The 24,466-nt window shown below is 64.0% G+C and carries 22 protein-coding genes; 16 read left to right on the top strand and 6 right to left on the bottom strand.

The genetic code is table 11. From position 1 onward, the window contains the following. Positions 1–24: 24 nt before the first annotated feature. The 6 genes from PI990_RS25050 to map all read right to left on the bottom strand — a co-directional run bounded on the left by PI990_RS25050 (position 25) and on the right by map (position 6,026). On the bottom strand, positions 25–372 hold the full coding sequence (locus tag PI990_RS25050; RefSeq protein ID WP_021219449.1) for an ArsC family reductase: 348 nt from the start codon (positions 370–372) through the stop codon (positions 25–27). 117 nt (positions 373–489) lie between these two features. Further along, positions 490–711 carry a hypothetical protein gene (locus PI990_RS25045; protein ID WP_271658804.1) on the bottom strand — a complete coding sequence of 74 codons (222 nt, stop codon included), beginning with the start codon at positions 709–711 and terminating at the stop codon, positions 490–492. 9 nt (positions 712–720) lie between these two features. Beyond that, on the bottom strand, positions 721–1,107 hold the full coding sequence (locus PI990_RS25040) for a hypothetical protein (protein WP_271658803.1): 387 nt from the start codon (positions 1,105–1,107) through the stop codon (positions 721–723). A gap of 161 nt (positions 1,108–1,268) precedes the next feature. Next, positions 1,269–2,462, bottom strand: coding sequence for a succinyldiaminopimelate transaminase (dapC, locus tag PI990_RS25035; RefSeq protein ID WP_271658802.1), 1,194 nt, complete (start codon positions 2,460–2,462; stop codon positions 1,269–1,271). A gap of 40 nt (positions 2,463–2,502) precedes the next feature. Further along, positions 2,503–5,205: a [protein-PII] uridylyltransferase gene (locus PI990_RS25030; RefSeq protein ID WP_021219445.1), complete on the bottom strand. Its 2,703-nt coding sequence runs from the start codon at positions 5,203–5,205 to the stop codon at positions 2,503–2,505. A gap of 38 nt (positions 5,206–5,243) precedes the next feature. After that, on the bottom strand, positions 5,244–6,026 hold the full coding sequence (gene map, locus PI990_RS25025) for a type I methionyl aminopeptidase (RefSeq protein WP_021219444.1): 783 nt from the start codon (positions 6,024–6,026) through the stop codon (positions 5,244–5,246). 269 nt (positions 6,027–6,295) lie between these two features. On the opposite strand from map, the gene rpsB reads away from it, so the two are divergent. The 16 genes from rpsB (at position 6,296) to dnaE (ending at position 24,362) form a co-directional block, all read left to right on the top strand. Continuing rightward, positions 6,296–7,039: a 30S ribosomal protein S2 gene (gene rpsB / locus PI990_RS25020; protein ID WP_021219443.1), complete on the top strand. Its 744-nt coding sequence runs from the start codon at positions 6,296–6,298 to the stop codon at positions 7,037–7,039. 127 nt (positions 7,040–7,166) lie between these two features. After that, the gene (tsf, locus tag PI990_RS25015) at positions 7,167–8,036 is read left to right on the top strand and encodes a translation elongation factor Ts (RefSeq protein ID WP_021219442.1); all 870 of its coding nucleotides are present in this window, start codon (positions 7,167–7,169) and stop codon (positions 8,034–8,036) included. A gap of 199 nt (positions 8,037–8,235) precedes the next feature. Continuing rightward, complete coding sequence (pyrH, locus tag PI990_RS25010) at positions 8,236–8,979, top strand: UMP kinase (RefSeq protein ID WP_021219441.1); 744 nt, start codon at positions 8,236–8,238, stop codon at positions 8,977–8,979. Then, positions 8,976–9,533: a ribosome recycling factor gene (frr, locus tag PI990_RS25005; protein ID WP_021219440.1), complete on the top strand. Its 558-nt coding sequence runs from the start codon at positions 8,976–8,978 to the stop codon at positions 9,531–9,533. Before pyrH ends, frr begins: the two co-directional genes overlap by 4 nt. A 12-nt stretch (positions 9,534–9,545) precedes the next feature. Then, positions 9,546–10,292, top strand: a complete 747-nt coding sequence (uppS, locus tag PI990_RS25000; RefSeq protein ID WP_031287671.1) for a polyprenyl diphosphate synthase — start codon at positions 9,546–9,548, stop codon at positions 10,290–10,292. A gap of 2 nt (positions 10,293–10,294) precedes the next feature. After that, entirely contained in the window at positions 10,295–11,110 is an 816-nt protein-coding gene (locus tag PI990_RS24995; protein WP_271658801.1) for a phosphatidate cytidylyltransferase, read from the top strand. After that, positions 11,107–12,297 carry a 1-deoxy-D-xylulose-5-phosphate reductoisomerase gene (gene ispC, locus PI990_RS24990; protein WP_271658800.1) on the top strand — a complete coding sequence of 397 codons (1,191 nt, stop codon included), beginning with the start codon at positions 11,107–11,109 and terminating at the stop codon, positions 12,295–12,297. The genes PI990_RS24995 and ispC overlap by 4 nt, the downstream gene beginning before the upstream one ends. Positions 12,298–12,311: 14 nt before the next feature. Continuing rightward, positions 12,312–13,661: an RIP metalloprotease RseP gene (gene rseP, locus PI990_RS24985; RefSeq protein ID WP_184487676.1), complete on the top strand. Its 1,350-nt coding sequence runs from the start codon at positions 12,312–12,314 to the stop codon at positions 13,659–13,661. A gap of 74 nt (positions 13,662–13,735) precedes the next feature. After that, complete coding sequence (gene bamA, locus PI990_RS24980; RefSeq protein ID WP_184487677.1) at positions 13,736–16,087, top strand: outer membrane protein assembly factor BamA; 2,352 nt, start codon at positions 13,736–13,738, stop codon at positions 16,085–16,087. Between the two features lie 43 nt (positions 16,088–16,130). Then, positions 16,131–16,634, top strand: coding sequence for an OmpH family outer membrane protein (locus PI990_RS24975; protein ID WP_031287668.1), 504 nt, complete (start codon positions 16,131–16,133; stop codon positions 16,632–16,634). A 1-nt stretch (position 16,635) separates the two neighbouring features. Continuing rightward, positions 16,636–17,694, top strand: a complete 1,059-nt coding sequence (gene lpxD, locus PI990_RS24970) for a UDP-3-O-(3-hydroxymyristoyl)glucosamine N-acyltransferase (protein ID WP_021219433.1) — start codon at positions 16,636–16,638, stop codon at positions 17,692–17,694. Positions 17,695–17,742: 48 nt separating this feature from the next. Further along, a complete protein-coding gene (fabZ, locus tag PI990_RS24965) occupies positions 17,743–18,183 on the top strand; it encodes a 3-hydroxyacyl-ACP dehydratase FabZ (protein WP_031287666.1) in 441 nt (146 codons plus the stop codon). Continuing rightward, complete coding sequence (gene lpxA, locus PI990_RS24960) at positions 18,180–18,956, top strand: acyl-ACP--UDP-N-acetylglucosamine O-acyltransferase (protein ID WP_021219431.1); 777 nt, start codon at positions 18,180–18,182, stop codon at positions 18,954–18,956. The genes fabZ and lpxA overlap by 4 nt, the downstream gene beginning before the upstream one ends. 4 nt (positions 18,957–18,960) lie before the next feature. Beyond that, a complete protein-coding gene (gene lpxB, locus PI990_RS24955) occupies positions 18,961–20,094 on the top strand; it encodes a lipid-A-disaccharide synthase (RefSeq protein ID WP_031287665.1) in 1,134 nt (377 codons plus the stop codon). Beyond that, a complete protein-coding gene (gene rnhB, locus PI990_RS24950; protein WP_021219429.1) occupies positions 20,094–20,696 on the top strand; it encodes a ribonuclease HII in 603 nt (200 codons plus the stop codon). Before lpxB ends, rnhB begins: the two co-directional genes overlap by 1 nt. A gap of 141 nt (positions 20,697–20,837) precedes the next feature. Continuing rightward, positions 20,838–24,362, top strand: a complete 3,525-nt coding sequence (dnaE, locus tag PI990_RS24945) for a DNA polymerase III subunit alpha (protein WP_271658799.1) — start codon at positions 20,838–20,840, stop codon at positions 24,360–24,362. Positions 24,363–24,466 lie beyond the last annotated feature (104 nt).

Below are 24,466 nucleotides of genomic sequence, written 5' to 3'. Positions count from 1 at the left end.
GGGCGGTGCCGAGACGGTGTGCGGTCACTTGAAGGCGGCGGCGTAGAGCTCAGGCTTGAAGCCGACCAGGGTGCGGGTGCCCAGGTCGAGTACCGGTCGCTTGATCATCGACGGCTGGGCCAGCATCAGTTCGATGGCCTTGGCCTGGTCGAGATCGGCCTTCTGCGCGTCGTCGAGTTTGCGGAAGGTGGTGCCGGCACGGTTGAGGACGGTTTCCCAGCCGTGTTCGGCACACCATTTCTGCAGATTGGCGCGGTCGATGGCGGAAGCCTTGTAGTCGTGGAAGGCATAGCTCACGCCCTGCTCGTCGAGCCAGGTGCGGGCTTTCTTCATGGTGTCGCAGGCCTTGATGCCGTAGAGGGTGATGGTCATGGGGCAGCTCGGAATCACGTGAACCAAGGGGGCGCGCAGCCATGGGCGCGCGACGTCGGTCGGCGATTATGCCACGCGGGATTGCCCGATGGGGCGCCTGCGCGGCGCACCGTGCCGTCAGAGGAAGAACACAGCGAGGCCGAGCAGAGCGACGACCGCGCCGAGGGCACGCACGAGTGTCGGCGCCGATTGGAGCTGGCGCTCGGGGGCCAGGCGCACCAGGGGGTAGCGGCCATAGAAGCGCGCCAGGGCAGTGGACACCTTGCCCGGGGCGAGTAGCAGATAGAGCGCGACGGCGAGCAGGAGGATGCCGATTGCCAGGCGGAGCGTGCTGTCCATTCGAAACTCCTAGAGTGCCCAGCGCGTTACGTTGTGGGACACGCTGATATCGACGCCGCCGTAGTCGGTCGAGACGCTGGTGGGGATCATCGGGCCATTGGGGATCTTGATGCCACCGCCGATCTTGACGCCAGCACCGGCTTCCACGGAGACGCCGCCCATGTAGCCGTAGCCCTCGAAGCTGTCGGAGGACTTGGCGGCATCGTCGCTGAAGCGGAAGGTGCGGGATGTGGCGCGGAACGCGGGAAGACCTACGCCGATGCCGGCCATGTAGACGGTGTAGAGAGAGGTGCGGCCGTTGCTGGTGTCGCGTACTTCGGCGTTGAACACGCCGCCGCCGACGATGACATGGCCGACCGCGCCGCCGATGGTGATGGTCACTTCGAAGACTTTCATCCTGACTCCTGCTCCATGGATGGCCAGCCCCGGTTCAACCGGGGTCTGCGAGCTCATCCTTCCCTGGATGAGAGGCCGGATTTTCAGGGCCCCTGCACCAAGGGGCAAGCCTGGATGTTCGGCTTTGTGACACCTGCCCGTTCGCTGACCGGGCAGTCGGATCAGAGGCTGCGGACGAAGTCGCGGATGCGCTCGGCGGCTTCGATGCACTCGGCGAGCGGTGCCACCAGGGCCATGCGCACGCGGCCGGCGCCGGGGTTGAAGCCGTCCACCTCGCGAGAGAGGTAGGAGCCGGGCACCACGGTGACGTGCTCGCGGGCGAAGAGCTCGCGGGTGAAGGTCTGGTCGTCCACCGGGGTTTTCGCCCAGAGGTAGAAGCCGCCGTCCGGGCGCTGCACGTCGAGTACGCCGCCGAGGATGTCGAGCACGGCGTCGTACTTCTCGCGGTACAGGTCGCGGTTGGCGCGCACGTGGGCTTCGTCGTTCCAGGCGGCGATGCTGGCCAGCTGGGTCTGCACGGGCATGGCGCAGCCGTGGTAGGTGCGATACAGCAGGAAGGCCTTGAGGATGCTGGCATCACCGGCGACGAAACCGGAGCGCAGGCCCGGCAGGTTGGAGCGCTTGGACAGGCTGTGGAACACCACGCAGCGGGCGAAGTCGCTGCGGCCCAGTTCGGCGCAGGCGCTGAGCAGGCCGGCAGGCGGGTTGGCTTCGTCGAAGTACAGCTCGCTGTAGCACTCGTCGGCGGCGATGACGAAATCGTATTCGTCGGCCAGGGCGATCAGCTTCTTCAGTTGTTCGACCGGCACCAGGGCGCCGGTGGGGTTGCCCGGGGAGCAGAGGAAGAGGATCTGGCAGCGCTGCCAGACCTCGGCCGGTACGGCGTCGAAGTCGGGGTTGAAGCCGTTCTCCGCCAGGCAGGGCAGGTAGTGCGGCTCGGCGCCGGCGAGCAGGGCTGCGCCTTCATAGATCTGGTAGAAGGGGTTCGGGCTGACCACCAGGCCGTTGTCGGTGCGGTTGACCACGGTCTGGGTGAAGGCGAACAGCGCCTCGCGGGTGCCGTTGACCGGCAGCACGTGGCGGGCGGCGTCGAGCCAGCCGGTGGGCACCTTGAAACGGCGCTCGCACCAGGCGGCGATGGTTTCACGCAGGGCCGGGATGCCGAGGGTGGTGGGGTATACGGCCATCTGCTCGAGGCTATCGGCCAGGGCCTTGGCGACGAAGTCCGGCGAGCGGTGCTTGGGCTCGCCGATGGACAGGGCGATGGCCTTCTTGTCGGCGGGCTGCACGCCGCCGAGCAGGGCGCGGAGCTTTTCGAAGGGGTAGGGCTGCAGGTGGTTCAGCGCGTCGTTCATTCGTTGTTCCTGGCTACTGCGAGCGGCTGCACGGGCGCGCTCAGATACTGATGCGATTCGGGTCCACGCCCTGGGCGTTGGCTTCGGACAGCTGCGAGACGATGGCGGCCTGCAGGCGCCGGCACAGCTCTGGGTCCGCCAGCGGCTGGTTGTCGGCGTCGGTGACGAAGAATACGTCTTCCACCCGCTCGCCGAGGGTGGCGATCTTGGCGTTCTGCAGCGACAGGTCGAAGTCGAGGAAGATGCGCCCGATGCGCGCCAGCAGGCCGGGGCGGTCGGGGGCGATCAGTTCGAGCACGGTCACCGGGCGCTGGGCGTCGTTGGAGATGGTCACCTGGGGCGGGAAAGCGAAGTGCTTGAGCTGGCGCGGTACGCGGCGCTGGATGATCGCCGGGTACTCGTCGGGGTTCTTCAGCGCCTCGATCAGGCCCTCGCGGATTTCCTTCACCCGCGCCGGGTTGTCGCCGATGGAGCCACCAGCGGTGTCGAGCACGATGTAGGTGTCGAGGGTGAACTGGCTGGTGGAGGTGATGATCCGTGCGTCGTGGATATTGAGGTTGAGCTGGCTCATCGCGGCCACGGTCACGGCGAAGAAGTCGTGCTGGTCCGGGGCGTAGATGAAGATCTGGGTGGCGCCCTCGAACTCGCGCTGGGCGGTTTCCTTGATCAGCACCAGCGGGTCGTTGCCGGCCGGGTGCTGGAGGATGGCTTCGGTGTGCCAGGCCACGTCGTTGGCGGTGTGGCGCAGGAAGTAGTCGTCGCCGAGCTGGGACCAGAGTTGCTCGGCGTCGTCCTGGTCGATGCCGTTGCGCACGAGGATGTCGATGGCGGCGGTCTGGGTCTGGCGGATCTGCTCTTCGCGGTCCAGCGGGTTTTCCAGGCCGCGGCGCAGGGCGCGCTTGGTTTCGGTGTAGAGCTGGCGCAGCAGGCTGGCGCGCCAGGAGTTCCACAGGCTCGGGTTGGTGGCGTTGATGTCGGCCACGGTGAGTACGTAGAGGTAGTCGAGGTGGGTCTGGTCGCCGACCAACTGGGCGAAGTCGAAGATCACCTGCGGGTCGGAGAGGTCCTTGCGCTGAGCGGTGGTGGACATGACCAGGTGGTTCTGCACCAGCCAGGTGACCAGGCGCGAGTCCCAGGCCGGCAACTGGTGCCGGGCGCAGAAGGCTTCGGCGTCGACGGCGCCGAGCTCGGAATGGTCGCCGCCACGGCCCTTGCCGATGTCGTGGTAGAGACCGGCGATATAGATCAGCTCGGGCTTGGGCAGCTTGTCGATGACCTTGCTGGCGAGCGGGAACTTCTCCGCCAGTTCGGGCCACTTGAGCTTGCGCAGGTGCTTGATCAGGTTGAGCGTGTGGGCGTCGACCGTATAGATGTGGAACAGGTCGTGCTGCATCTGCCCGATGATGTGGCCGAACTCGGGCAGGTAGCGGCCGAGGATGCCGTAGCGGTTCATCCGCCGCAGGTTGCGGTGGATGCCCTGAGACGACTTGAACAGCTCGATGAACAGGCTGGTGTTGCGGATGTCGCTGCGGAAGTCGTCGTCGATCAGGTGGCGGCTGTCGCGCAGCAGGCGGATGGTGTCGGCACGCACGCCCTTGATCTCGGGGTGCTGGGCCATCAGCACGAAGATTTCCAGCAGGGCGAAGGGGGTGCGCTTGAAGACGTTGGGGTGGGTGACTTCGATGTAGCGGTCACGCAGCTGGAAGCGGCTGTTGAGCGGCTGCGCGGGCGACGACTCGGCGCTGCGCAGGATGACTTCCTCGAAGTGCTGGTTGATCAGGTCGCTCAGCTCGGCGACGCCCATCACCACGCGGTAGTACTTCTGCATGAAGTGTTCGATGGCCTGCTTGGCATCGTCGCCCTGGAAGCCCAGCAGCCCGGCCAGCTTGCGCTGGTGGTCGAACAGCAGGCGGTCCTCGGCGCGGCCGGCGAGCATGTGCAGGGCGTAGCGCACCTTCCAGAGAAACTCCTGGCTGGAGGCGAGCATGCTGCATTCGCTTTCCACGAGGAAGCCTTCCTTTACCAGGGCGTGCAGGTTGAGGCTGCCGAACTGGCGGCGGGCGACCCAGAGGATGGTCTGGATGTCGCGCAGGCCCCCGGGCGAGCCCTTCACGTTGGGCTCGAGGTTGTATTCGGTGTCGTTGTACTTGGCGTGGCGGGCCTTCTGCTCCTGGCGCTTGGCGAGGAAGAAGTCCTTGCTCGGCCACATGCGCTCGGGGCTGGTGACGTCCTGCATTCGCCTGCGCAGGCTTTCCGGGCCGGCGATGGTGCGGCTTTCCATCAGGTTGGTGACCACCGTCAGGTCGGCGCGGGCCTCATCGGCGCATTCGTCCACCGAGCGCACGCTCTGCCCGACTTCCAGGCCGATGTCCCAGAGCAGGGTGAGGAAGCCCTCGATGGATTCGCGAAAGGTTTCGTGGTCGGCGCTGTCCAGGAGGATCAGCAGGTCGATGTCGGAATAGGGGTGCAGCTCGCCCCGGCCGTAGCCGCCGACCGCCAGCAGGGCGATGTCGGCGTCTTCGCTCCAGTCGAAGCGCTCCCAGGCGGCGCGCAGGAGCTGGTCGACGAACCAGGCGCGGTCTTCCACCAGGCGGCGGATGTCGCGGCCATTGGCGAAGCGGGTGTCGAGCACCTCCTTCGCCTGGCGGATGGCCTTCTTGAAGGCGGCGATGGGGCTGGATTTCAGCGCCAGCTCGGCCTGGAACTGGCCGCGGTCGAACAGTTCGGGATCCACCTGCGGCATCGGTCGCCTTCCTTATAGCTGTGGGGCGGGGTCAGGACTTAGGCAGAAACCCGGGGAATGGTGTCGTCGCTGCGCAGGGTGAAGATCTCGTAGCCGGTCTCGGTCACCACCAGGGTGTGTTCCCACTGCGCGGAGAGCTTGCGGTCCTTGGTGATGGCGGTCCAGCCGTCGCCCAGTACCTTGGTCTCGGCACGGCCCTGGTTGATCATCGGCTCGATGGTGAAGGTCATCCCCGCCTTGAGCTCCATGCCGGTGCCGGCACGGCCGTAGTGGAGGATCTGCGGCTCTTCGTGGAACACCGCACCGATGCCGTGGCCGCAGAACTCGCGGACCACCGAGAAACCGTTCTTCTCGGCGTGCTTCTGGATCACCTCGCCGATGTCGCCCAGGCGGCAGCCCGGCTTGACCAGTTCGATGGCCTTGTACATGCACTCCTGGGTGACCTGGGACAGGCGCTCGGCCCAGACCGGCACCTTGCCGACGTGGAACATGCGGCTGGTGTCGCCGTGGTAGCCGTCCTTGATGACGGTTACGTCGATGTTCAGGGTGTCGCCGTCTTTCAGCGCCTTCTCGTTGGGAATGCCGTGGCACACCACATGGTTGATCGAGGTGCAGATGGACTTGGGGAAGCCCTTGTAGTTGAGCGGGGCGGGAATCGCTTTCTGCACGTTGACGATGTAGTCGTGGCAGATGCGGTCGAGTTCTTCGGTGGTCACGCCGGGTTTGACGTGCTCGCCGATCATCTCCAGGACTTCTGCGGCCAGGCGGCCTGCCACGCGCATCTTTTCGATTTCTGCGGGCGTCTTGATGGTCACGGTCATGGCGGTTCTCGAGCGTTTCTATATAAAGGATGCAATCTTAACAGCTGGAAGCCCGAAGCTTGAAGCTGCAAGAAGGCCCGACGCGTCTCGCTTCGGGTTCTGAGCTTATAGCTTCGGGATGATTTCTGTGCTATAAAACGCGCCGCTTTATGGGCAACCCTGTCCAGAAGCACAAACCCCACACACGTATCGACACGATTTCCTGGGTGCCCGCAAGGGTTGGAGATTGGGGTACGTGGAGGCCTAACCCGACTTATCAAGGAACTATCATGTCCCAAGTCAACATGCGCGATATGCTGAAGGCCGGTGTGCACTTCGGCCACCAGACCCGTTACTGGAACCCGAAAATGGGCAAGTTCATTTTCGGCGCGCGTAACAAGATCCACATCATCAACCTTGAAAAAACCCTGCCGATGTTCAACGAGGCCCTGTCCTTCGTTGAGAAACTGGCTGCAGGCAAAAACAAGGTTCTGTTCGTCGGCACCAAGCGTTCCGCTGGCAAGATCGTCCGCGAAGAAGCTGCTCGTTGCGGCTCCCCGTACGTCGATCACCGCTGGCTCGGCGGCATGCTGACCAACTACAAGACCATCCGTCAGTCGATCAAGCGTCTGCGTGATCTGGAAGGTCAGGCTCAGGACGGCACTTTCGCCAAACTGACCAAGAAAGAAGCGCTGATGCGCACCCGCGATCTGGAAAAACTGGAACGCAGCCTGGGTGGTATCAAGGACATGGGCGGCCTGCCGGATGCTCTGTTCGTGGTTGACGTTGACCACGAGCGCATCGCTATCACCGAAGCCAACAAGCTGGGCATCCCGGTCATCGGCGTAGTCGATACCAACAGCAGCCCGGAAGGCGTTGACTACATCATCCCTGGTAACGACGACGCCATCCGCGCCGTTCAGCTGTACCTGGGCGCCATGGCTGACGCCGTACTGCGTGGCCGTCAGAACGCCAATGGCGGTGCTGACGAGTTCGTCGAAGAAGCTGCTGCTTCCGAGGCTGCCGAAGGCTGAGGCCGGCGCGCTTAGCGTTACCCGGTGCGCAAGAAGGGGGCTAGGCCCCCTTTTTGCCACCTTAGATATTTGTCTGCCCGGAATGCCGGGCTGAATGGTTGAAAACCTATTCAAGAGGATAGCGAACATGGCAGAGATTACTGCAGCCCTGGTTAAAGAACTGCGCGAGCGCACCGGCCTGGGCATGATGGATTGCAAGAAGGCCCTGACCGCGGCCGAAGGCGACATCGAAAAAGCCATCGACGACATGCGTGCCGCGGGTGCCATCAAGGCTGCCAAGAAGTCCGGCAACATCGCTGCCGAAGGCGCCATCGCCGTCAAGGTTGCTGCCGACAACAAGGCCGCCGTGATCATCGAAGTCAACTCCCAGACCGACTTCCTGGCTCTGCAGGACGACTTCAAGAACTTCGTCGCCGCCACCATCGACCAGGCTTTCGAAGAGAAGCTGACCGACGCCGCTCCGCTGGTTGCCTCCCGCGAAGACGCCCGTCTGGCCCTGGTTTCCAAGACTGGCGAAAACGTCAACATCCGTCGTCTGACCCGCGTCGAGGGTGACGTCGTTGGTGCCTACCTGCACGGCCACCGCATCGGCGTTCTGGTCAGCCTGAAAGGCGGCAGCGTCGAACTGGCTCGCGACATCGCCATGCACGTGGCTGCCAGCAACCCGCAGTTCCTGAACGCTTCCCAGGTTTCCGAAGAAGCCGTTGCCAAGGAAAAGGAAATCTTCCTGGCCCTGAACGCCGACAAGATCGCCGGCAAGCCGGAAAACATCGTCGAGAACATGGTCAAGGGCCGTATCGCCAAATTCCTCGCCGAAGCCAGCCTGGTCGAGCAGCCGTTCGTCAAGGATCCGGAAGTCAAGGTCGGTGACCTGGCCAAGAAAGCCGGCGCCGAGATCGTTTCCTTCGTACGTTACGAAGTAGGCGAAGGCATCGAGAAGGTCGAAGTGGACTTCGCTGCCGAAGTTGCTGCTCAAGTCGCTGCAACCAAGCAGTAAGACAGCCTAGGCTGTCGCCCTGGAAGAGGCTGCCCGCTCACGCGCGCGGCCTCTTCGTCAAACTGGGGAGCCCTTTTGGGTGGCTCCGTGGCCAGGCCCGCCAGGCGGGCACCAAGTGCCGCGTGCGTAGTCGAAGCTACGCTCCAGAACGCGGGAGCCCCGTGCTCCATGAATTCAATACGCCGCAGGAGAACTCGTAATGGCTCAGCAGGTGAGTGGTCGTCAACCTCGCTATAAACGCATTCTGCTCAAACTCAGCGGCGAAGCCCTGATGGGTGCCGAGGAGTTCGGGATCGATCCGAAGGTCCTGGACCGCATGGCGCTGGAAATCGGTCAGTTGGTGGGCATTGGCGTCCAGGTCGGCCTGGTCATCGGCGGCGGCAACCTGTTCCGCGGTGCCGCCCTCAGTGCCGCCGGCATGGACCGGGTCACCGGCGACCACATGGGCATGCTGGCCACCGTGATGAACGGCCTGGCCATGCGCGACGCCCTTGAGCGTTCCAACATCCCCGCGCTGGTGATGTCGGCCATCTCCATGGTCGGCGTGACCGATCACTACGACCGCCGCAAGGCTATGCGCCACCTCAAGAGTGGCGAAGTGGTGATCTTCTCCGCCGGCACCGGCAACCCATTCTTCACCACCGACTCGGCGGCCTGCCTGCGCGCCATCGAGATCGATGCTGACGTGGTATTGAAAGCCACCAAGGTGGATGGCGTGTACACTGCCGACCCCTTCAAGGATCCGAACGCCGAGAAATTCGATCACCTCACCTATGACGAGGTGCTGGATCGCAAGCTGGGCGTGATGGACTTGACGGCGATTTGCCTGTGTCGTGACCAGAAGATGCCGCTGCGGGTCTTCAACATGAACAAACCCGGCGCCCTGTTGAACATCGTTGTGGGTGGCGCCGAAGGAACCCTGATCGAGGAGGGCGAGCAATGATCAACGAGATCAAGAAGGACACGCAGGAACGCATGACGAAGACTCTGGAGTCGCTGGGTCATGCCTTCGCCAAGATCCGCACCGGCCGTGCGCACCCGAGCATTCTGGACAGCGTGATGGTGTCTTACTACGGCACCGATACCCCGCTGCGCCAGGTGGCCAACGTGACCGCCGAGGATTCCCGCACCCTGGCCCTGACCGTGTTCGACAAGAGCATGATCCAGGCGGTCGAGAAGGCCATCATGACGTCCGACCTCGGCCTGAACCCGGCCACCGCGGGCACCACCATCCGCGTACCGATGCCGGCCCTGACCGAGGAAACCCGCAAGGGCTACACCAAGCAGGCTCGCGCTGAAGCCGAGAACGCCCGTGTCGCGGTGCGTAACATCCGCCGTGATGCGCTGGCCCAGCTGAAGGACCTGGTAAAGGAAAAGGCGATCAGCGAAGACGAAGAGCGTCGCGCTGCTGATGATGTGCAGAAGCTGACCGACAAGTTCGTCGCTGAGGTCGATAAGGGCCTGGAAGGCAAAGAAAACGACCTGATGGCTGTCTGACGGCACCCGCATATGGAAAAGAAAGGCGTTTCTCCAGCGATCCCGCGTCATGTGGCGATCATCATGGATGGCAACAATCGCTGGGCCAAGAAGCGCCTGCTGCCAGGTGTCGCCGGCCACAAGGCCGGTGTCGACGCCGTTCGTGCGGTTATCGAGGTGTGCGCCGAGGCCGGTGTCGAGGTGCTCACCCTGTTCGCATTCTCCAGTGAGAACTGGCAGCGCCCGGCCGAAGAGGTCGGCGCGCTGATGGAGCTGTTCCTCTCGGCCTTGCGCCGGGAGGCGCGGCGCCTGAACGACAACCAGATCCGCTTGCGCATCATCGGTGATCGTTCGCGCTTTCACCCCGAGTTGCAGGCTGCGATGCGTGAAGCCGAGCTGCTGACCGCCGGCGAGCATCGCTTCACCCTGCAGATCGCCGCCAACTACGGTGGCCAGTGGGACATCACCCAGGCCGCTCAGCGCCTGGCCCGTGAAGTCCAGGCCGGGCACCTGCAGGTGGACGAAATCACTCCCGGGCTGTTGCAGAACTGCCTGGCCACTGGCGACCTGCCGCTGCCTGACCTGTGCATACGCACCGGTGGCGAGCATCGCATCAGTAATTTCCTGCTCTGGCAGTTGGCCTATGCCGAGCTGTATTTCTCCGATCTGTTCTGGCCTGACTTCAAGCACGAAGCCATGCGCAAGGCTCTGGCTGATTTCGCCATGCGCCAGCGCCGGTTCGGCAAGACCAGCGAACAGATAGAAGCCGAGGCCCGCTAACGATGCTGAAACAACGAATCATCACCGCGCTGGTGCTGCTGCCCATCGCGCTGGGAGGTTTCTTCCTGCTCGATGGCGGTGCTTTCGCGCTGTTCATCGGCCTGGTGGTCAGCCTGGGTGCCTGGGAATGGGCGCGTCTCGCCGGTTTCGGCGCCCAGCCTGCCCGTATTGGTTATGCCGCACTGGTGGCGGCCCTGCTGTTCGGTCTTTACCAGGTGCCGGCCCTGGCGCCCTGGATTCTCGCTGCCGGCATCCTCTGGTGGGTGGCGGCGACCTTGCTGGTGCTCGGCTATCCCGCCAGCAGCCGCTACTGGGGTGGCTCTGTGGGCAAGCTGGTCATCGGCCTGCTGATTCTCCTGCCGGCCTGGCAAGGCCTGGTGCTGTTCAAGCAGTGGCCGCTGGCCAACTGGCTGATCCTTGCGGTGATGGTGCTGGTCTGGGCTGCCGATATCGGCGCCTATTTTTCCGGCAAGGCCTTCGGCAAGCGCAAGCTGGCTCCGGCCGTCAGTCCCGGCAAGAGCTGGGAAGGGCTGATCGGCGGCCTGTGCACCAGCCTGCTGATCACCCTCGGCGTGGGCATCTTCCGCGGCTGGGCGGGCGGTGAGCTGCTCGCTGGCCTGCTCGGTGCGGCGCTGGTGGTGTTGATCTCGGTGGTGGGCGACCTCACCGAAAGCATGTTCAAGCGCCAGTCCGGCATCAAGGACAGCAGCAACCTGCTGCCTGGCCATGGTGGCGTGCTCGACCGTATCGACAGCCTCACTGCGGCCATCCCGATGTTCGCCGCGCTGCTGTGGATCGCGGGCTGGGGCAGTCTGTGAGTCGTCCCCAGCGCATTACCGTGCTGGGGGCCACCGGCTCCATCGGCCTCAGCACCCTGGACGTCATTGCGCGGCACCCGCTGCGCTACGAAGCCTTCGCCCTGAGCGGCTTCTCCCGTCTTTCCGAGCTCCAGGCCCTGTGCCTGCGGCACCGCCCGCGCTACGCCGTGGTGCCCGACCAGGAGTCCGCCCGCCATCTGCAGGCCGGCTTGCAGGGCGCTGGCCTGACCACCGAGGTGCTGGTGGGCGAGAGCGGGCTGTGCGAGGTCGCCTCCCATCCCGAGGTCGATGCGGTCATGGCCGCCATCGTCGGTGGGGCCGGGCTAAAACCGACCCTGGCGGCGGTCGAGGCCGGCAAGCGCGTGCTGCTGGCCAACAAGGAAGCCCTGGTGATGTCCGGTGCGCTGTTCATGCAGGCGGTGCGCCACAGTGGTGCTGTACTGCTGCCCATCGACAGTGAACACAACGCGATCTTCCAGTGCCTGCCCGGCGACTACGCCCGTGGGCTGGCCCAGGTCGGCGTGCGGCGCATCCTCCTCACCGCGTCCGGTGGCCCGTTCCGCGAAACATCGCTGGACGCGCTGCGCGATGTGACCCCCGAGCAGGCCTGTGCCCATCCCAACTGGTCCATGGGGCGCAAGATCTCCGTGGACTCGGCGAGCATGATGAACAAGGGGCTCGAGCTGATCGAAGCCTGCTGGCTGTTCGATGCAAGCCCGGCGCAGATCGAGGTGGTTATCCACCCTCAGAGCGTCATCCATTCCCTGGTCGACTACGTCGACGGTTCGGTGCTGGCCCAGTTGGGCAACCCCGACATGCGCACGCCCATCGCCCATGCCCTGGCCTGGCCGGAGCGTATCGATTCCGGTGTCTCGCCCCTGGATCTGTTCCGTATCGGCCGTCTGGATTTCCAGGAGCCCGATGAAACCCGTTTCCCCTGCCTGCGCCTGGCGCGACAGGCGGCGGAGGAGGGCGGCAGCGCCCCGGCGATGCTCAATGCCGCCAACGAGGTGGCCGTGGATGCCTTCCTCGGGCGGCGGATTCGCTTCACCGAGATCGCGAGTATCATCGACGAGGTGCTGAACCGCGAATCGGTGCTGGCGGTCGAAACGCTGGACGCCGTGCTGCTCGCGGACGCCCGTGCACGCGCTGCGGCGCAGGATTGGCTGGCCCGTCACGGGCGCTAGCCCGGAGGTTTACGATGAGCGCGCTTTACATGGTTCTGGGCACCCTGGTGGCGCTCGGTGTGTTGGTTACCTTCCACGAGTTCGGCCACTTCTGGGTCGCTCGCCGCTGCGGCGTCAAGGTCCTGCGGTTCTCCGTCGGTTTCGGCACCCCGCTGGTGCGCTGGCATGACCGCCAGGGCACCGAGTTCGTGATCGCCGCCATCCCCCTGGGCGGCTACGTGAAGATGCTCGACGAGCGCGAGGCGGAGGTACCTGCCGCGCTGCTCGACCAGTCGTTCAATCGCAAGCCTGTCGGTCAGCGCATCGCCATCGTCGCCGCCGGCCCCATCGCCAACTTCCTGCTTGCACTGCTGTTCTTCTGGATCCTGGCCATGCTGGGTACCCAGCAGGTGCGCCCAGTGGTGGGTTCGGTCGCCCCCGACAGCATCGCCGCCCAGGGTGGCTTGCAGGCGGGGCAGGAAATCCTCTCCATCGACGGCAAGGCGGTCAGCGGCTGGGGTGGGGTGAACCTGCAACTGGTGCGTCGTCTCGGTGAAAGCGGTGAATTGAACCTGGTGGTGCGAGGCGAAGGCTCGTCTGCCGAGACGCCGGTGCAGCTCCATCTGGATCAATGGCTGAAGGGCGCCGACGAGCCCGATCCCATCGGCTCTCTCGGCATCCGTCCCTGGCGCCCGGCCATGCCGCCGGTGCTGGACGAGGTGCCGGAAGGTCCGGCGCAGGCAGCTGGCCTGCGCCCTGGTGACCGTATCCGTGCGCTCGACGGGCAGGTGCTCGACGACTGGCAGCAACTGGTCGATTTCGTCCGCAGTCGTCCCGGGCAGCGCATCACCGTTCGCTACGAGCGTGACGGCCAGGTTGCCGAGATGCCGGTCACCCTGGGTGCGCGTGGCGAGGGTGAAGCCCGCAGCGGCTTCCTCGGTGCGGGTGTAAAGGCGGGGGAGTGGCCGAAAGAGATGCTGCGCGAGGTCAGCTTCGGTCCGCTGGATGCCATAGGTGAGGCAGCAGGTCGCACCTGGTCCATGAGCCTGCTAACTCTGGATTCCCTAAAGAAAATGTTGCTCGGCGAGCTCTCGGTAAAAAACTTGAGCGGGCCGATAACCATTGCTAAAGTGGCGGGCGCTTCGGCCCAGTCCGGCGTTGGAGATTTCCTGAATTTCCTGGCCTACCTGAGCATAAGCCTGGGGGTTCTCAATCTGTTGCCAATTCCCGTCCTGGACGGGGGGCACCTGCTGTTCTACCTGATTGAATGGGCGCGTGGACGACCACTGTCAGAGCGGGTGCAAGCGTGGGGGGTGCAGATCGGCATCAGTCTTGTCGTCGGGGTCATGCTATTGGCTCTGGTGAACGACCTGGGTCGTCTGTAACGCGTCACTGAATTCCGGATCTGCCGCCCTTCGCGGCAGATTCCTTATTATCAGTTGGAATAAAAAAGGACTTCATGAAACGCCTGCTGCTAACTGCGGTGCTCGCCGCACTCATGATCGGCGAAGTTCACGCCGAGTCCTTCACCATCTCCGACATCCGCGTAAACGGCCTGCAGCGGGTATCCGCCGGCAGCGTGTTCGGTGCTCTGCCGCTCAACGTCGGCGATCAGGCGGATGACCGCCGCTTGGTTGAAGCCACTAGGGCCCTGTTCAAGACCGGTTTCTTCCAGGACATCCAGCTTGGCCGTGACAACGGCGTTCTGGTGATCACCGTTGTCGAGCGCCCGTCGATTTCCAGCATCGAAATCGAGGGCAACAAGGCCATCACCAGCGAAGACCTGCTCAAGGGCCTGAAGCAGTCCGGCCTCTCCGAGGGCGAGATCTTCCAGCGTGCCACCCTCGAAGGCGTGCGTAACGAACTGCAGCGCCAGTACGTGGCCCAGGGCCGCTACTCCGCCGAGATCGAGGCCGAAGTGATCCCGCAGCCGCGCAACCGCGTCGCGCTGAAGATCAACATCAACGAAGGCACGGTCGCCGCGATCCAGCACATCAACGTGGTGGGCAACACGGTATTCCCCGACGAGGACCTGATCGGCCTCTTCGAGTTGAAGACCACCAACTGGCTGTCCTTCTTCAAGAACGATGACAAGTACGCCCGCGAGAAACTCTCCGGTGACCTGGAGCGCCTGCGTTCCTATTACCTGGACCGCGGCTACATCAACATGGACATCTCCTCCACCCAGGTGTCCATCACCCCGGACAAGAAGCACGTCTACATCACCGTCAACGTCGACGAGGGCGAGAAGTACACCATTCGCGACGTGAAGCTCTCCGGCGACCTGAAGGTGCCTGAAGAGGAAGTGAAGGCGCTGCTGCTGGTCAAGGAAGGTCAGGTCTTCTCCCGCAAGATCATGACCACCACGTCCGAACTGATCACCCGCCGTCTGGGTAACGAGGGTTACACCTTCGCCAACGTCAACGGCGTGCCTCAGGCACACGACGAAGATCACACCGTTTCCGTGACCTTCGCCGTCGACCCGGGCAAGCGTGCCTACGTCAACCGCATCAACTTCCGTGGCAACACCAAGTCCGAGGACGAAGTGCTGCGTCGCGAAATGCGTCAGATGGAAGGTGGCTGGGCGTCGACCTACCTGATCGACCAGTCGAAGACCCGCCTCGAGCGTCTGGGCTTCTTCAAGGAAGTCAACGTCGAGACCCCGCAGGTCCCCGGCACCGACGACCAGGTGGACGTCAACTACAGCGTGGAAGAGCAGCCCTCCGGCTCCATCACCGCCAGCGTCGGCTTCGCCCAGAGCGCAGGCCTGATCCTCGGTGGCTCGATCAGCCAGAACAACTTCCTCGGTACCGGTAACAAGGTCAGCATCGGCCTGACCCGCTCCGAGTACCAGACCCGCTACAACTTCGGTTTCGTCGACCCCTACTGGACCGTCGACGGTGTGAGCCTGGGCTACAACGCCTTCTACCGCACCACCGACTACGACGACCTCGATGTCGACGTATCCAGCTACTCGGTGAACAGCCTCGGTGGCGGCGTCAGCGTCGGCTACCCGATCAACGAGACCTCGCGCCTGACCTTCGGCTTGACCGTGCAGCAGGACGAGATCGACACCGGCCTGTACACGGTCGACGAGATCTTCGACTTCATCCGCCAGGAAGGCGACAGCTACCTGAACTTCAAGGGCTCCATCGGCTGGTCCGAATCCACACTGAACCGTGGCGTGCTGGCCAACCGTGGTCATTCCCAGAGCCTGGTGCTGGAAAGCACCCTGCCGGGCAGCGACCTGTCGTTCTTCAAGCTAGACTACCGCGCCCAGCTGTTCACCCCGCTGAGCCAGAACACCGCGCTGCGCTGGCACACCGAACTGGGCTACGGCGACAGCTACGGCTCCACCTCCGAACTGCCGTTCTACGAGCATTACTTCGCCGGCGGCTTCAACTCGGTGCGTGGCTTCGAAGACAGCAGCCTCGGTCCGCGCAGTACGCCGAGTCGGGGTAAAAACCCTGGCACCATCACCGACCCGGACCAGGATCCGCTGCCCTTCGGTGGCAACGTACTGGTACAGGGCGGCGTAGAGCTGCTGTTCCCGCTGCCCTTCGTCAAGGACCAGCGCCAACTGCGTACCGTGCTGTTCTGGGACGTGGGTAACGTGTTCGACACCAGTTGCTCGTCCACCGCGACCAACTGCAGCAGCATCAACGCAGGCGACCTCGCCAGCTCCGTGGGTGTGGGGCTGACCTGGATCACCGCGCTGGGGCCGTTGAGCTTCAGCCTGGGCATGCCGGTGAAGAAGCCGGACAATGCCGACACCCAGGTATTCCAGTTCTCCCTGGGCCAGACTTTCTAATTGCTGATCAAGAAGACAACAGTGTTTGTTGCAGGAGTGCATCGTGCGTAAGTTGACTCAAATCGTTCTGGTTGCCGCGGCCCTGATGGCCTCTCCGGCTTTTGCCGAGATGAAGGTTGCGGTACTGAACTATCAGATGGCGCTCCTCGAATCGGATTCGGCGAAGAAGTACGCCGTGGATGCCGAGAAGAAGTTCGGCCCGCAGCTGACCAAGCTGAAGACTCTGGAAAGCGACGCCAAGCGCATCCAGGATCGCCTGGTCAAGGAAGGCGAGAAGATGCAGCAGGCCGAGCGTGAGCGCCTGGAGCTCGAGTTCAAGCAGAAAGCCCGTGACTTCCAGTTCCAGTCCAAGGAACTGAACGAAGCCAAGGCCGTTGCCGATCGCGAAATGCTCAAGCAGCTCAAGCCGAAGCTGGACCAGGCCGTCGAAGAAGTCCTGAAAAAGGGCAGCTACGACCTGGTGCTGGAGCGTGGTGCGGTGATCGATGTCAAACCTCAGTACGACATCACCCGCCAGGTCATCGAGCGCATGAACCAACTGCGCTGATATGACCGCCCCGACCTTTACCCTCGGCCAGTTGGCCGAGCGTCTCGACGCCACCCTGCGTGGCGACGAGGCAAGGGTTGTCTCCGGATTGGCCACCCTGCAGGACGCTGGTCCCGATCAGCTGACCTTCCTGGCCAATCCGCAGTACCGCAAGTTTCTCGTCGATACCCGCGCTGCCGCCGTGCTGCTGACCCCGGCCGATGCCGAAGGCTTCACCGGTGACGCGCTTCTGGTGCCCAACCCCTACCTGGCCTACGCCCGGCTCTCCCACCTGTTCGATCCCAAACCCGTCTCCCCTGCCGGTATCCATCCGAGCGCGGTAGTCGCGGCCGATGCCATCGTCGATCCGTCGGCGAGCATCGGGCCTGGTGCGGTGATCGAGTCCGGTGCGCAGATTGGCGCGGGCGTCACCGTTGGCGCCTACAGCGTCATCGGTGCCCGCAGCGTGGTGGGCGAGGGTGGCTGGCTGGCGCCGCGAGTCACGCTTTACCACGATGTCCGCATCGGTAAGCGTGTGGTCATCCAGTCGGGTGCCGTGATCGGTGGCGAGGGCTTCGGCTTCGCCAACGAGAAGGGCGTCTGGCAGAAGATCGCGCAGATCGGCGGCGTCACCCTGGGCGACGATGTCGAGGTGGGTGCCAATACCACCATCGACCGTGGCGCCCTGGCCGACACCCTGATCGGCAACGGTGTGAAACTGGACAACCAGATCATGATCGCCCACAACGTCCAGATCGGTGACAACACCGCTATGGCCGGTTGCGTGGGCATTTCGGGCAGTACCAAGATCGGCCGCAACTGCATGATTGCAGGCGGCGTCGGCATGGTCGGGCATATCGAGGTCTGCGATGGCGTGTTCGTCACCGGCATGACCATGGTCACCCGTTCCATTACCGAGCCTGGTGCCTATTCCTCCGGTACCGCCATGCAACCTGCGGCGGATTGGAAGAAGAGCGCAGCCAGGATTCGCCAGCTGGATGACATGGCGCGTCGTCTGCAACAGCTGGAAAAGCGCCTGGCGTCAGTGACCCCGGGCGGGGATGCTTCATCTGATGCGTGACCCGCGCAGCGCCGCGCATCCCCAATCCCCTTTTAAGGCTCCAGGAAAATGATGGACATCAACGAGATTCGCGAATACCTGCCGCACCGCTACCCTTTCCTTCTGGTGGATCGGGTCGTGGATCTGGATATCGAAGGCAAGCGCATTCGCGCCTACAAGAATGTCAGCATCAACGAGCCATTCTTCAACGGCCACTTCCCCGAACACCCGATCATGCCGGGCGTGCTGATCATCGAAGCGATGGCCCAGGCTGCCGGCATTCTCGGTTTCAAGATGCTCGACGTGAAGCCGGCCGACGGCACCCTGTATTACTTCGTCGGCTCCGACAAGCTGCGCTTCCGCCAGCCGGTGCTGCCGGGTGACCAGCTGATCCTCGAAGCCAGCTTCCGCAGCGTCAAGCGCAGCATCTGGAAGTTCGAGTGCCAGGCCAGTGTCGATGGCAAGGAAGTCTGCTCGGCCGAAATCATTTGTGCGGAACGCAAATTATGAGTTTGATCGACCCTCGCGCCATCATCGATCCGTCAGCTCGGCTGGCGGATGACGTCCAGGTCGGCCCCTGGTCGATCATTGGACCCGATGTGGAAATCGGCGAGGGTAGCGTGGTCGGCCCCCATGTAGTGATCAAGGGCCCGACCCGCATCGGCAAGCACAATCGCATCTACCAGTTTTCTTCGGTAGGCGAGGACACGCCCGACCTGAAATACAAGGGCGAGCCCACCCGGCTGGTGATCGGCGATCACAATGTGATCCGCGAGGGCGTCACCATCCACCGGGGTACCGTGCAGGACCGATCCGAAACCACCATTGGCGACCACAACCTGCTGATGGCCTATGTGCACATCGGCCACGACAGTGTGATCGCCAATCATTGCATCCTGGTCAACAACACCGCGCTGGCGGGCCATGTCCATGTGGATGACTGGGCGATCCTCTCCGGCTTCACCCTGGTCCACCAGTTCTGCCGCATCGGCGCCCACAGCTTCTCCGGCATGGGCACCGCCATCGGCAAAGATGTTCCGGCCTATGTCACCGTGTTCGGCAACCCCGCCGAGGCGCGCAGCATGAACTTCGAGGGCATGCGCCGTCGTGGTTTCTCCGCCGAGGCGATCCAGGCCCTGCGCCGTGCCTACAAGGTGGTCTACCGCCAGGGGCTGACCGTCGAGCAGGCGCTCGCCGAGCTGGCCGAATCCTCCGAACAGTTCCCCGAGGTTGCGGTCTTCCGCGACTCGATCCAGTCCTCGACCCGCGGCATCACCCGCTGAGCCCATGACCCGTCCATTGCGCATCGCGCTGGTCGCCGGCGAGGCGTCCGGCGACATTCTCGGCTCCGGCCTCATGCAAGCCCTCAAAGCCCGTCACCCCGATGCCGAATTCATTGGCGTCGGTGGACCGTTGATGGAGGCCGAAGGGCTGGTTTCCTATTTCCCCATGGAGCGTCTCGCGGTGATGGGGCTGGTCGAGGTACTCGGCCGCCTGCCTGAGCTGCTGCGCCGTCGCAAGCGGCTGATCGCCACCCTGATCGACGCGCGCCCAGACGTTTTCATCGGTATCGACGCCCCCGACTTCAACCTGGGCGTCGAGCTCAAGTTGCGTCGCGCCGGCATTCGCACCGTGCATTACGTCAGCCCCTCCGTGTGGGCCTGGCGGCAGAAGCGCGTGCTGAAGATTCGTGAAGGCTGCGACCTGATGCTCACCCTGTTCCCCTTCGAGGCGCAGTTCTACGAGGCCCATCAGGTGCCCGTGCGTTTCGTCGGGCACCCGCTCGCCGACACCATTCCGTTGCAGGCCGACCGTGCCGCCGCCCGCGCGGCCATCGACGTCCCGGAGGATGTGTCGCTGGTTGCGCTGATGCCCGGCAGCCGGGGCGGCGAGGTGGGCAAGCTCGGCAGCCTGTTCCTCGATGCCGCCGAGCGCATGCGTTCCATGCGTTCGGGCCTGCACTTCGTACTGCCGTGCGCCAGCCCCGCTCGACGCCAGCAGCTGGAGCAGATGCTGGCGGGCCGGAACCTGCCGCTGACGCTGCTCGATGGCCGCTCGCACCAGGCCCTGGCGGCCTGCGACGCGGTGTTGATCGCATCGGGCACTGCGACCCTGGAAGCCTTGCTGTACAAGCGCCCGATGGTGGTGGCCTACAAGGTTGCCCCCATGACCTATCGCATCCTCAAGCGATTGGTGAAAAGCCCCTATGTTTCGCTGCCCAACCTGCTGGCCCAGCGCCTGCTGGTTCCCGAGTTGCTGCAGGACGCGGCCACGGCGGAGGCGCTGGCGCAGACGCTGGTGCCGCTGCTCGATGGCGGTGATGTGCAGACCGAGGGCTTCGACGTGATCCATCGTACCCTGCGCCTCGACGCTTCCAAGGAAGCGGCCGGTGCAGTACTCGAGCTGATAGGGAGCCGCTGATGCAACTCGGACTGGATTTCGCCCTGGTGGAAGAACTGGTTGCCGGCGTCGACGAGGTGGGCCGTGGCCCGCTTTGCGGCCCCGTGGTCACCGCTGCGGTGATCCTCGATCCCGCGCGCCCCATTCTTGGCCTCAATGATTCGAAGAAGCTCACCGAGGCACGCCGTGAGGCGCTGTTCGACGAGATCCGCGAGAAGGCCCTGGCCTGGTGCATTGCCCGCGCCGAGGTGGAGGAGATCGATCGCCTGAATATCCTCCACGCCACCATGCTGGCCATGCAACGTGCGGTCGAAGGGCTGAGCATCACCCCGAAACTGGCGCTCATCGACGGCAACCGCTGCCCGAAGCTCGCCGTGCCCAGCGCGCCGGTGATCCAGGGCGACGCCAAGGTGCCGGCCATCGCCGCTGCCTCGATCCTGGCCAAGGTCAGCCGTGACCGCGAGATGCAGGAGCTGGACGCGCTGTACCCCGGCTACGGCATGGGCGGACACAAGGGTTACCCCACGCCCGTGCATCTGGAAGCCTTGCGCCGCCTGGGCGCCACGCCTATCCACCGGCGCTCCTTCGCCCCGGTGCGGGCGGTGATCGAAGGCGCCGACTGACGCCAGTCAGCCCGACTGGCCCTCATTTCATCGGCCTGTCGGAGAGCGTTCCGGCAAGCGGCCGTTTCCGACTTGAAGCCTGCTGCCGCTTCCGCTGTACAATCCCGGCCTTGCCGTTTTTGCGTTTTGAATAGGACCGCCATGACTGTCGCCTTCGTCCATCTCCGTCTGCATTCCGAATACTCCCTGGTCGACGGCTTGGTACGGGTCAAGCCCCTGATCAAGGCCGTTGCGGGTGCCGGGATGCCTGCCGTAGCGGTCACCGACCAGAGCAATATGTGCTCCCTGGTCAAGTTCTACAAAGCCGCCATGGGCGGCGGCATCAAGCCGATCTGCGGCGCCGATATCTGGCTGGCCAGCCCCTACGAGGATGGCCCGCTGACGCGCATGACCCTGCTGGTGATGAACGCCAAGGGCTACCGCAACCTCACCGAACTCGTCTCCCGTGGCTGGTCGGAAGGCCAGAGCAACGACCTGGTGATCATCCAGCGCGAATGGGTGAAGGAGGCCGCCGAAGGCCTGATCGCCCTCTCCGGTTCCAAGGAGGGCGAGATTGGCATGGCGCTGCTCAACGGCGACCAGGCGGGGGCCGAGGCCTTGCTGGCCGAGTGGCAGGCAGTTTTCCCCGATCGCTTCTACCTGGAGCTGCAGCGTACGGCTCGGGTCAACGATGAAGAGCATGTGCACGCGGCCGTCGCCCTGGCAGACCGTTGCGGCGCCCTGCTGGTGGCCACCAACGACGTGCGCTTCATCAAGCCTGACGACTTCGATGCTCACGAGACCCGCGTCTGCATCGGTGAGAGCCGCGTTCTCGACGACCCGCGTCGGCCCCGCAATTTCTCCAACCAGCAGTACCTGAAGTCCCCGGAAGAGATGGCCGAGCTGTTCGCCGACATCCCCGAGGCCCTGCAGAACACCGTCGAGATCGCCAAGCGCTGCAACATCGAGGTGCAACTGGGCAAGCACTTCCTGCCCGACTTCCCGACCCCCAACGGCATGGGTATCGATGACTACCTGCGCCACGCCTCCTACGAGGGGCTGGAAGAGCGCCTGAAGGTGCTCTGGCCCAAGGAGACCACGCCCGACTATGAGGAAAAGCGCCAGCTCTACATCGATCGGCTGGAGTTCGAGCTGGGCACCATCATCCAGATGGGCTTCCCCGGCTACTTCCTGATCGTTGCCGACTTCATCCAGTGGGCCAAGAACAACGATGTGCCGGTGGGCCCCGGTCGGGGCTCGGGTGCCGGCTCCCTGGTGGCTTACGTACTCAAGATCACCGACCTCGACCCGCTGGCCTATGACCTGCTGTTCGAACGTTTCCTCAACCCCGAGCGGGTCTCCATGCCCGACTTCGACGTCGACTTCTGCATGGACGGCCGTGACCGCGTGATCGACTACGTGGCCGACAAATACGGGCGCAACGCGGTAAGCCAGATCATCACCTTCGGCTCCATGGCGGCCAAGGCGGTGGTGCGCGATGTGGCTCGGGTGCAGGGCAAGTCCTACGGCCTGGCCGATCGCCTGTCGAAGATGATTCCCTTCGAAGTGGGCATGACCCTGGAGGCCGCCTTCAATCAGGAGGAGGCGCTGCGCGACTTCCTCAAGGTCGACGAGGAAGCCCAGGAAATCTGGGACATGGCCCTGAAGCTCGAAGGCATCACCCGTGGTACCGGCAAGCACGCCGGTGGCGTCGTGATTGCGCCGACCAAGCTCACCGACTTCTCGCCCATCGCGTGCGACGAGGAGGGTGGCGGCCTGGTGACCCAGTTCGACAAGGATGACGTTGAAGCCGCCGGCCTGGTGAAGTTCGACTTCCTCGGCCTGCGTACGCTGACGATCATCAAGTGGGCCATGGAGATGATCAACCGGGAGCGGGTCAAGGAAGGCAAGCCCCTGGTGGATATCGACCGCATCCCGCTGGATGACAAGAAAACCTACGACATGCTGCAGAAGGCGGAGACCACCGCGGTCTTCCAGCTCGAATCCCGCGGCATGAAGGAGCTGATCAAGAAGCTCAAGCCCGACTGCCTGGAAGACATGATCGCCCTGGTGGCGCTGTTCCGCCCGGGCCCGCTGCAATCGGGCATGGTGGACGACTTCATCAACCGCAAGCACGGTCGGGCCGAGCTGTCCTACCCGCACCCGGACTACCAGTACGCGGGCCTCGAGCCCGTGCTCAAGCCCACCTACGGCATCATCCTGTACCAGGAACAGGTGATGCAGATTGCCCAGGTGATGGCGGGCTACACCCTCGGCGGCGCGGATATGTTGCGCCGTGCCATGGGCAAGAAGAAGCCCGAGGAGATGGCCAAGCAGCGTGGCGGCTTCATCGAAGGCTGCTCCAGCAACGGTATCGACGAGAACCTCTCGGGCAACATCTTCGACCTGGTGGAAAAGTTCGCCGGCTACGGCTTCAACAAATCCCACTCGGCAGCCTACGGCTGGGTCTCCTACCAGACCGCCTGGCTCAAGGCGCACTTCCCGTCGCCCTTCATGGCTGCGGTACTCACGGCGGACATGCACAACACCGATAAGGTGGTGACGCTGATCGAAGAGTGCCGGAACATGAAGCTGCGCATCGTCGCGCCGGACGTGAACAACTCCGAGTACCGCTTCACCGTCGATGACGCCGGGCAGATCATCTACGGCCTGGGCGCCATCAAGGGTGTGGGTGAGGGCCCGGTGGAGGCGATCACCGAGTGCCGCGCCGAGGGCGGCCCGTTCAAGGACCTCTTCGATTTCTGCAACCGCATCGACCTCAAGCGCGTCAACAAGCGCACCCTGGACGCCCTGATCCGAGGCGGCGCACTGGATCGCCTCGGCCCGTTCTTCAGCGAAGAGCCCAAGGCCTACCAGGCGGGCATCGACCGCAACCGCGGGGTGCTCCTGGCGTCCATGGAGGAAGCCATCCAGGCTGCCGAGCAGACGGCGCGCAGCCACGACAGCGGACACATGGACCTGTTCGGCGGCCTGTTCGCCGAACCCGAAGCGGACATGTACGCCAACCATCGCAACGCCAAGGAGCTGTCCCTCAAGGAGCGGCTCAAGGGCGAGAAGGATGCCCTGGGGATCTACCTCACCGGGCACCCGATCGACGAATACGAAGGCGAGGTGCGTCGCTTCGCCCGCCAGCGCATCGTCGAGCTGAAGCCTGCGCGTGACACCCAGACCATCGCCGGCCTGATCGTCAACCTGCGGGTGATGAAGAACAAGAAGGGCGACAAGATGGGCTTCATCACCCTCGACGACCGTTCCGGTCGCATCGAGGCGTCGCTGTTCGCCGATGCCTTCAACTCCGCCAGTGCATTGCTGCAGACCGACGCGCTGGTGGTGGTCGAGGGCGAGGTCAGCCACGACGATTTCTCCGGCGGCCTGCGCCTGCGTGCCAAGCGCGTGATGAGCCTGGAGGAGGCCCGCACGGGGCTCGCCGAGAGCCTGCGGATGAAGGTCGACCACAGCGCCCTGCAGGGCGATCGCCTGCGCTGGCTGGCTGATCTGTGCAATCGCCATCGTGGCTCCTGCCCGATCACGCTGGACTACAGTGGAGCGAGTGCCAAGGCGTTGCTGCAGTTCGGTGAGCAGTGGCGGATCGACCCCGCCGACGCTTTGATTCAGGCATTGCGTGACCAGTTCGGGCGCGACAACGTCTTCCTGCACTACCGCTGAAGCGAAGGGGCGCCCGGTCGCCCCTCGTTTTCTCGACCCACACGCGCCCTTCCTTTAAGGTAGGGCGCCAAATGGAACCAGCCGCCTGGCCCCACGCGCACGAC

The organism is Pseudomonas sp. TUM22785, from assembly GCF_028198105.1.
GTDB classification, from domain to species: Bacteria; Pseudomonadota; Gammaproteobacteria; order Pseudomonadales; family Pseudomonadaceae; genus Metapseudomonas; species Metapseudomonas solani.
This window is presented reverse-complemented; position numbering and strand designations above follow the sequence as displayed.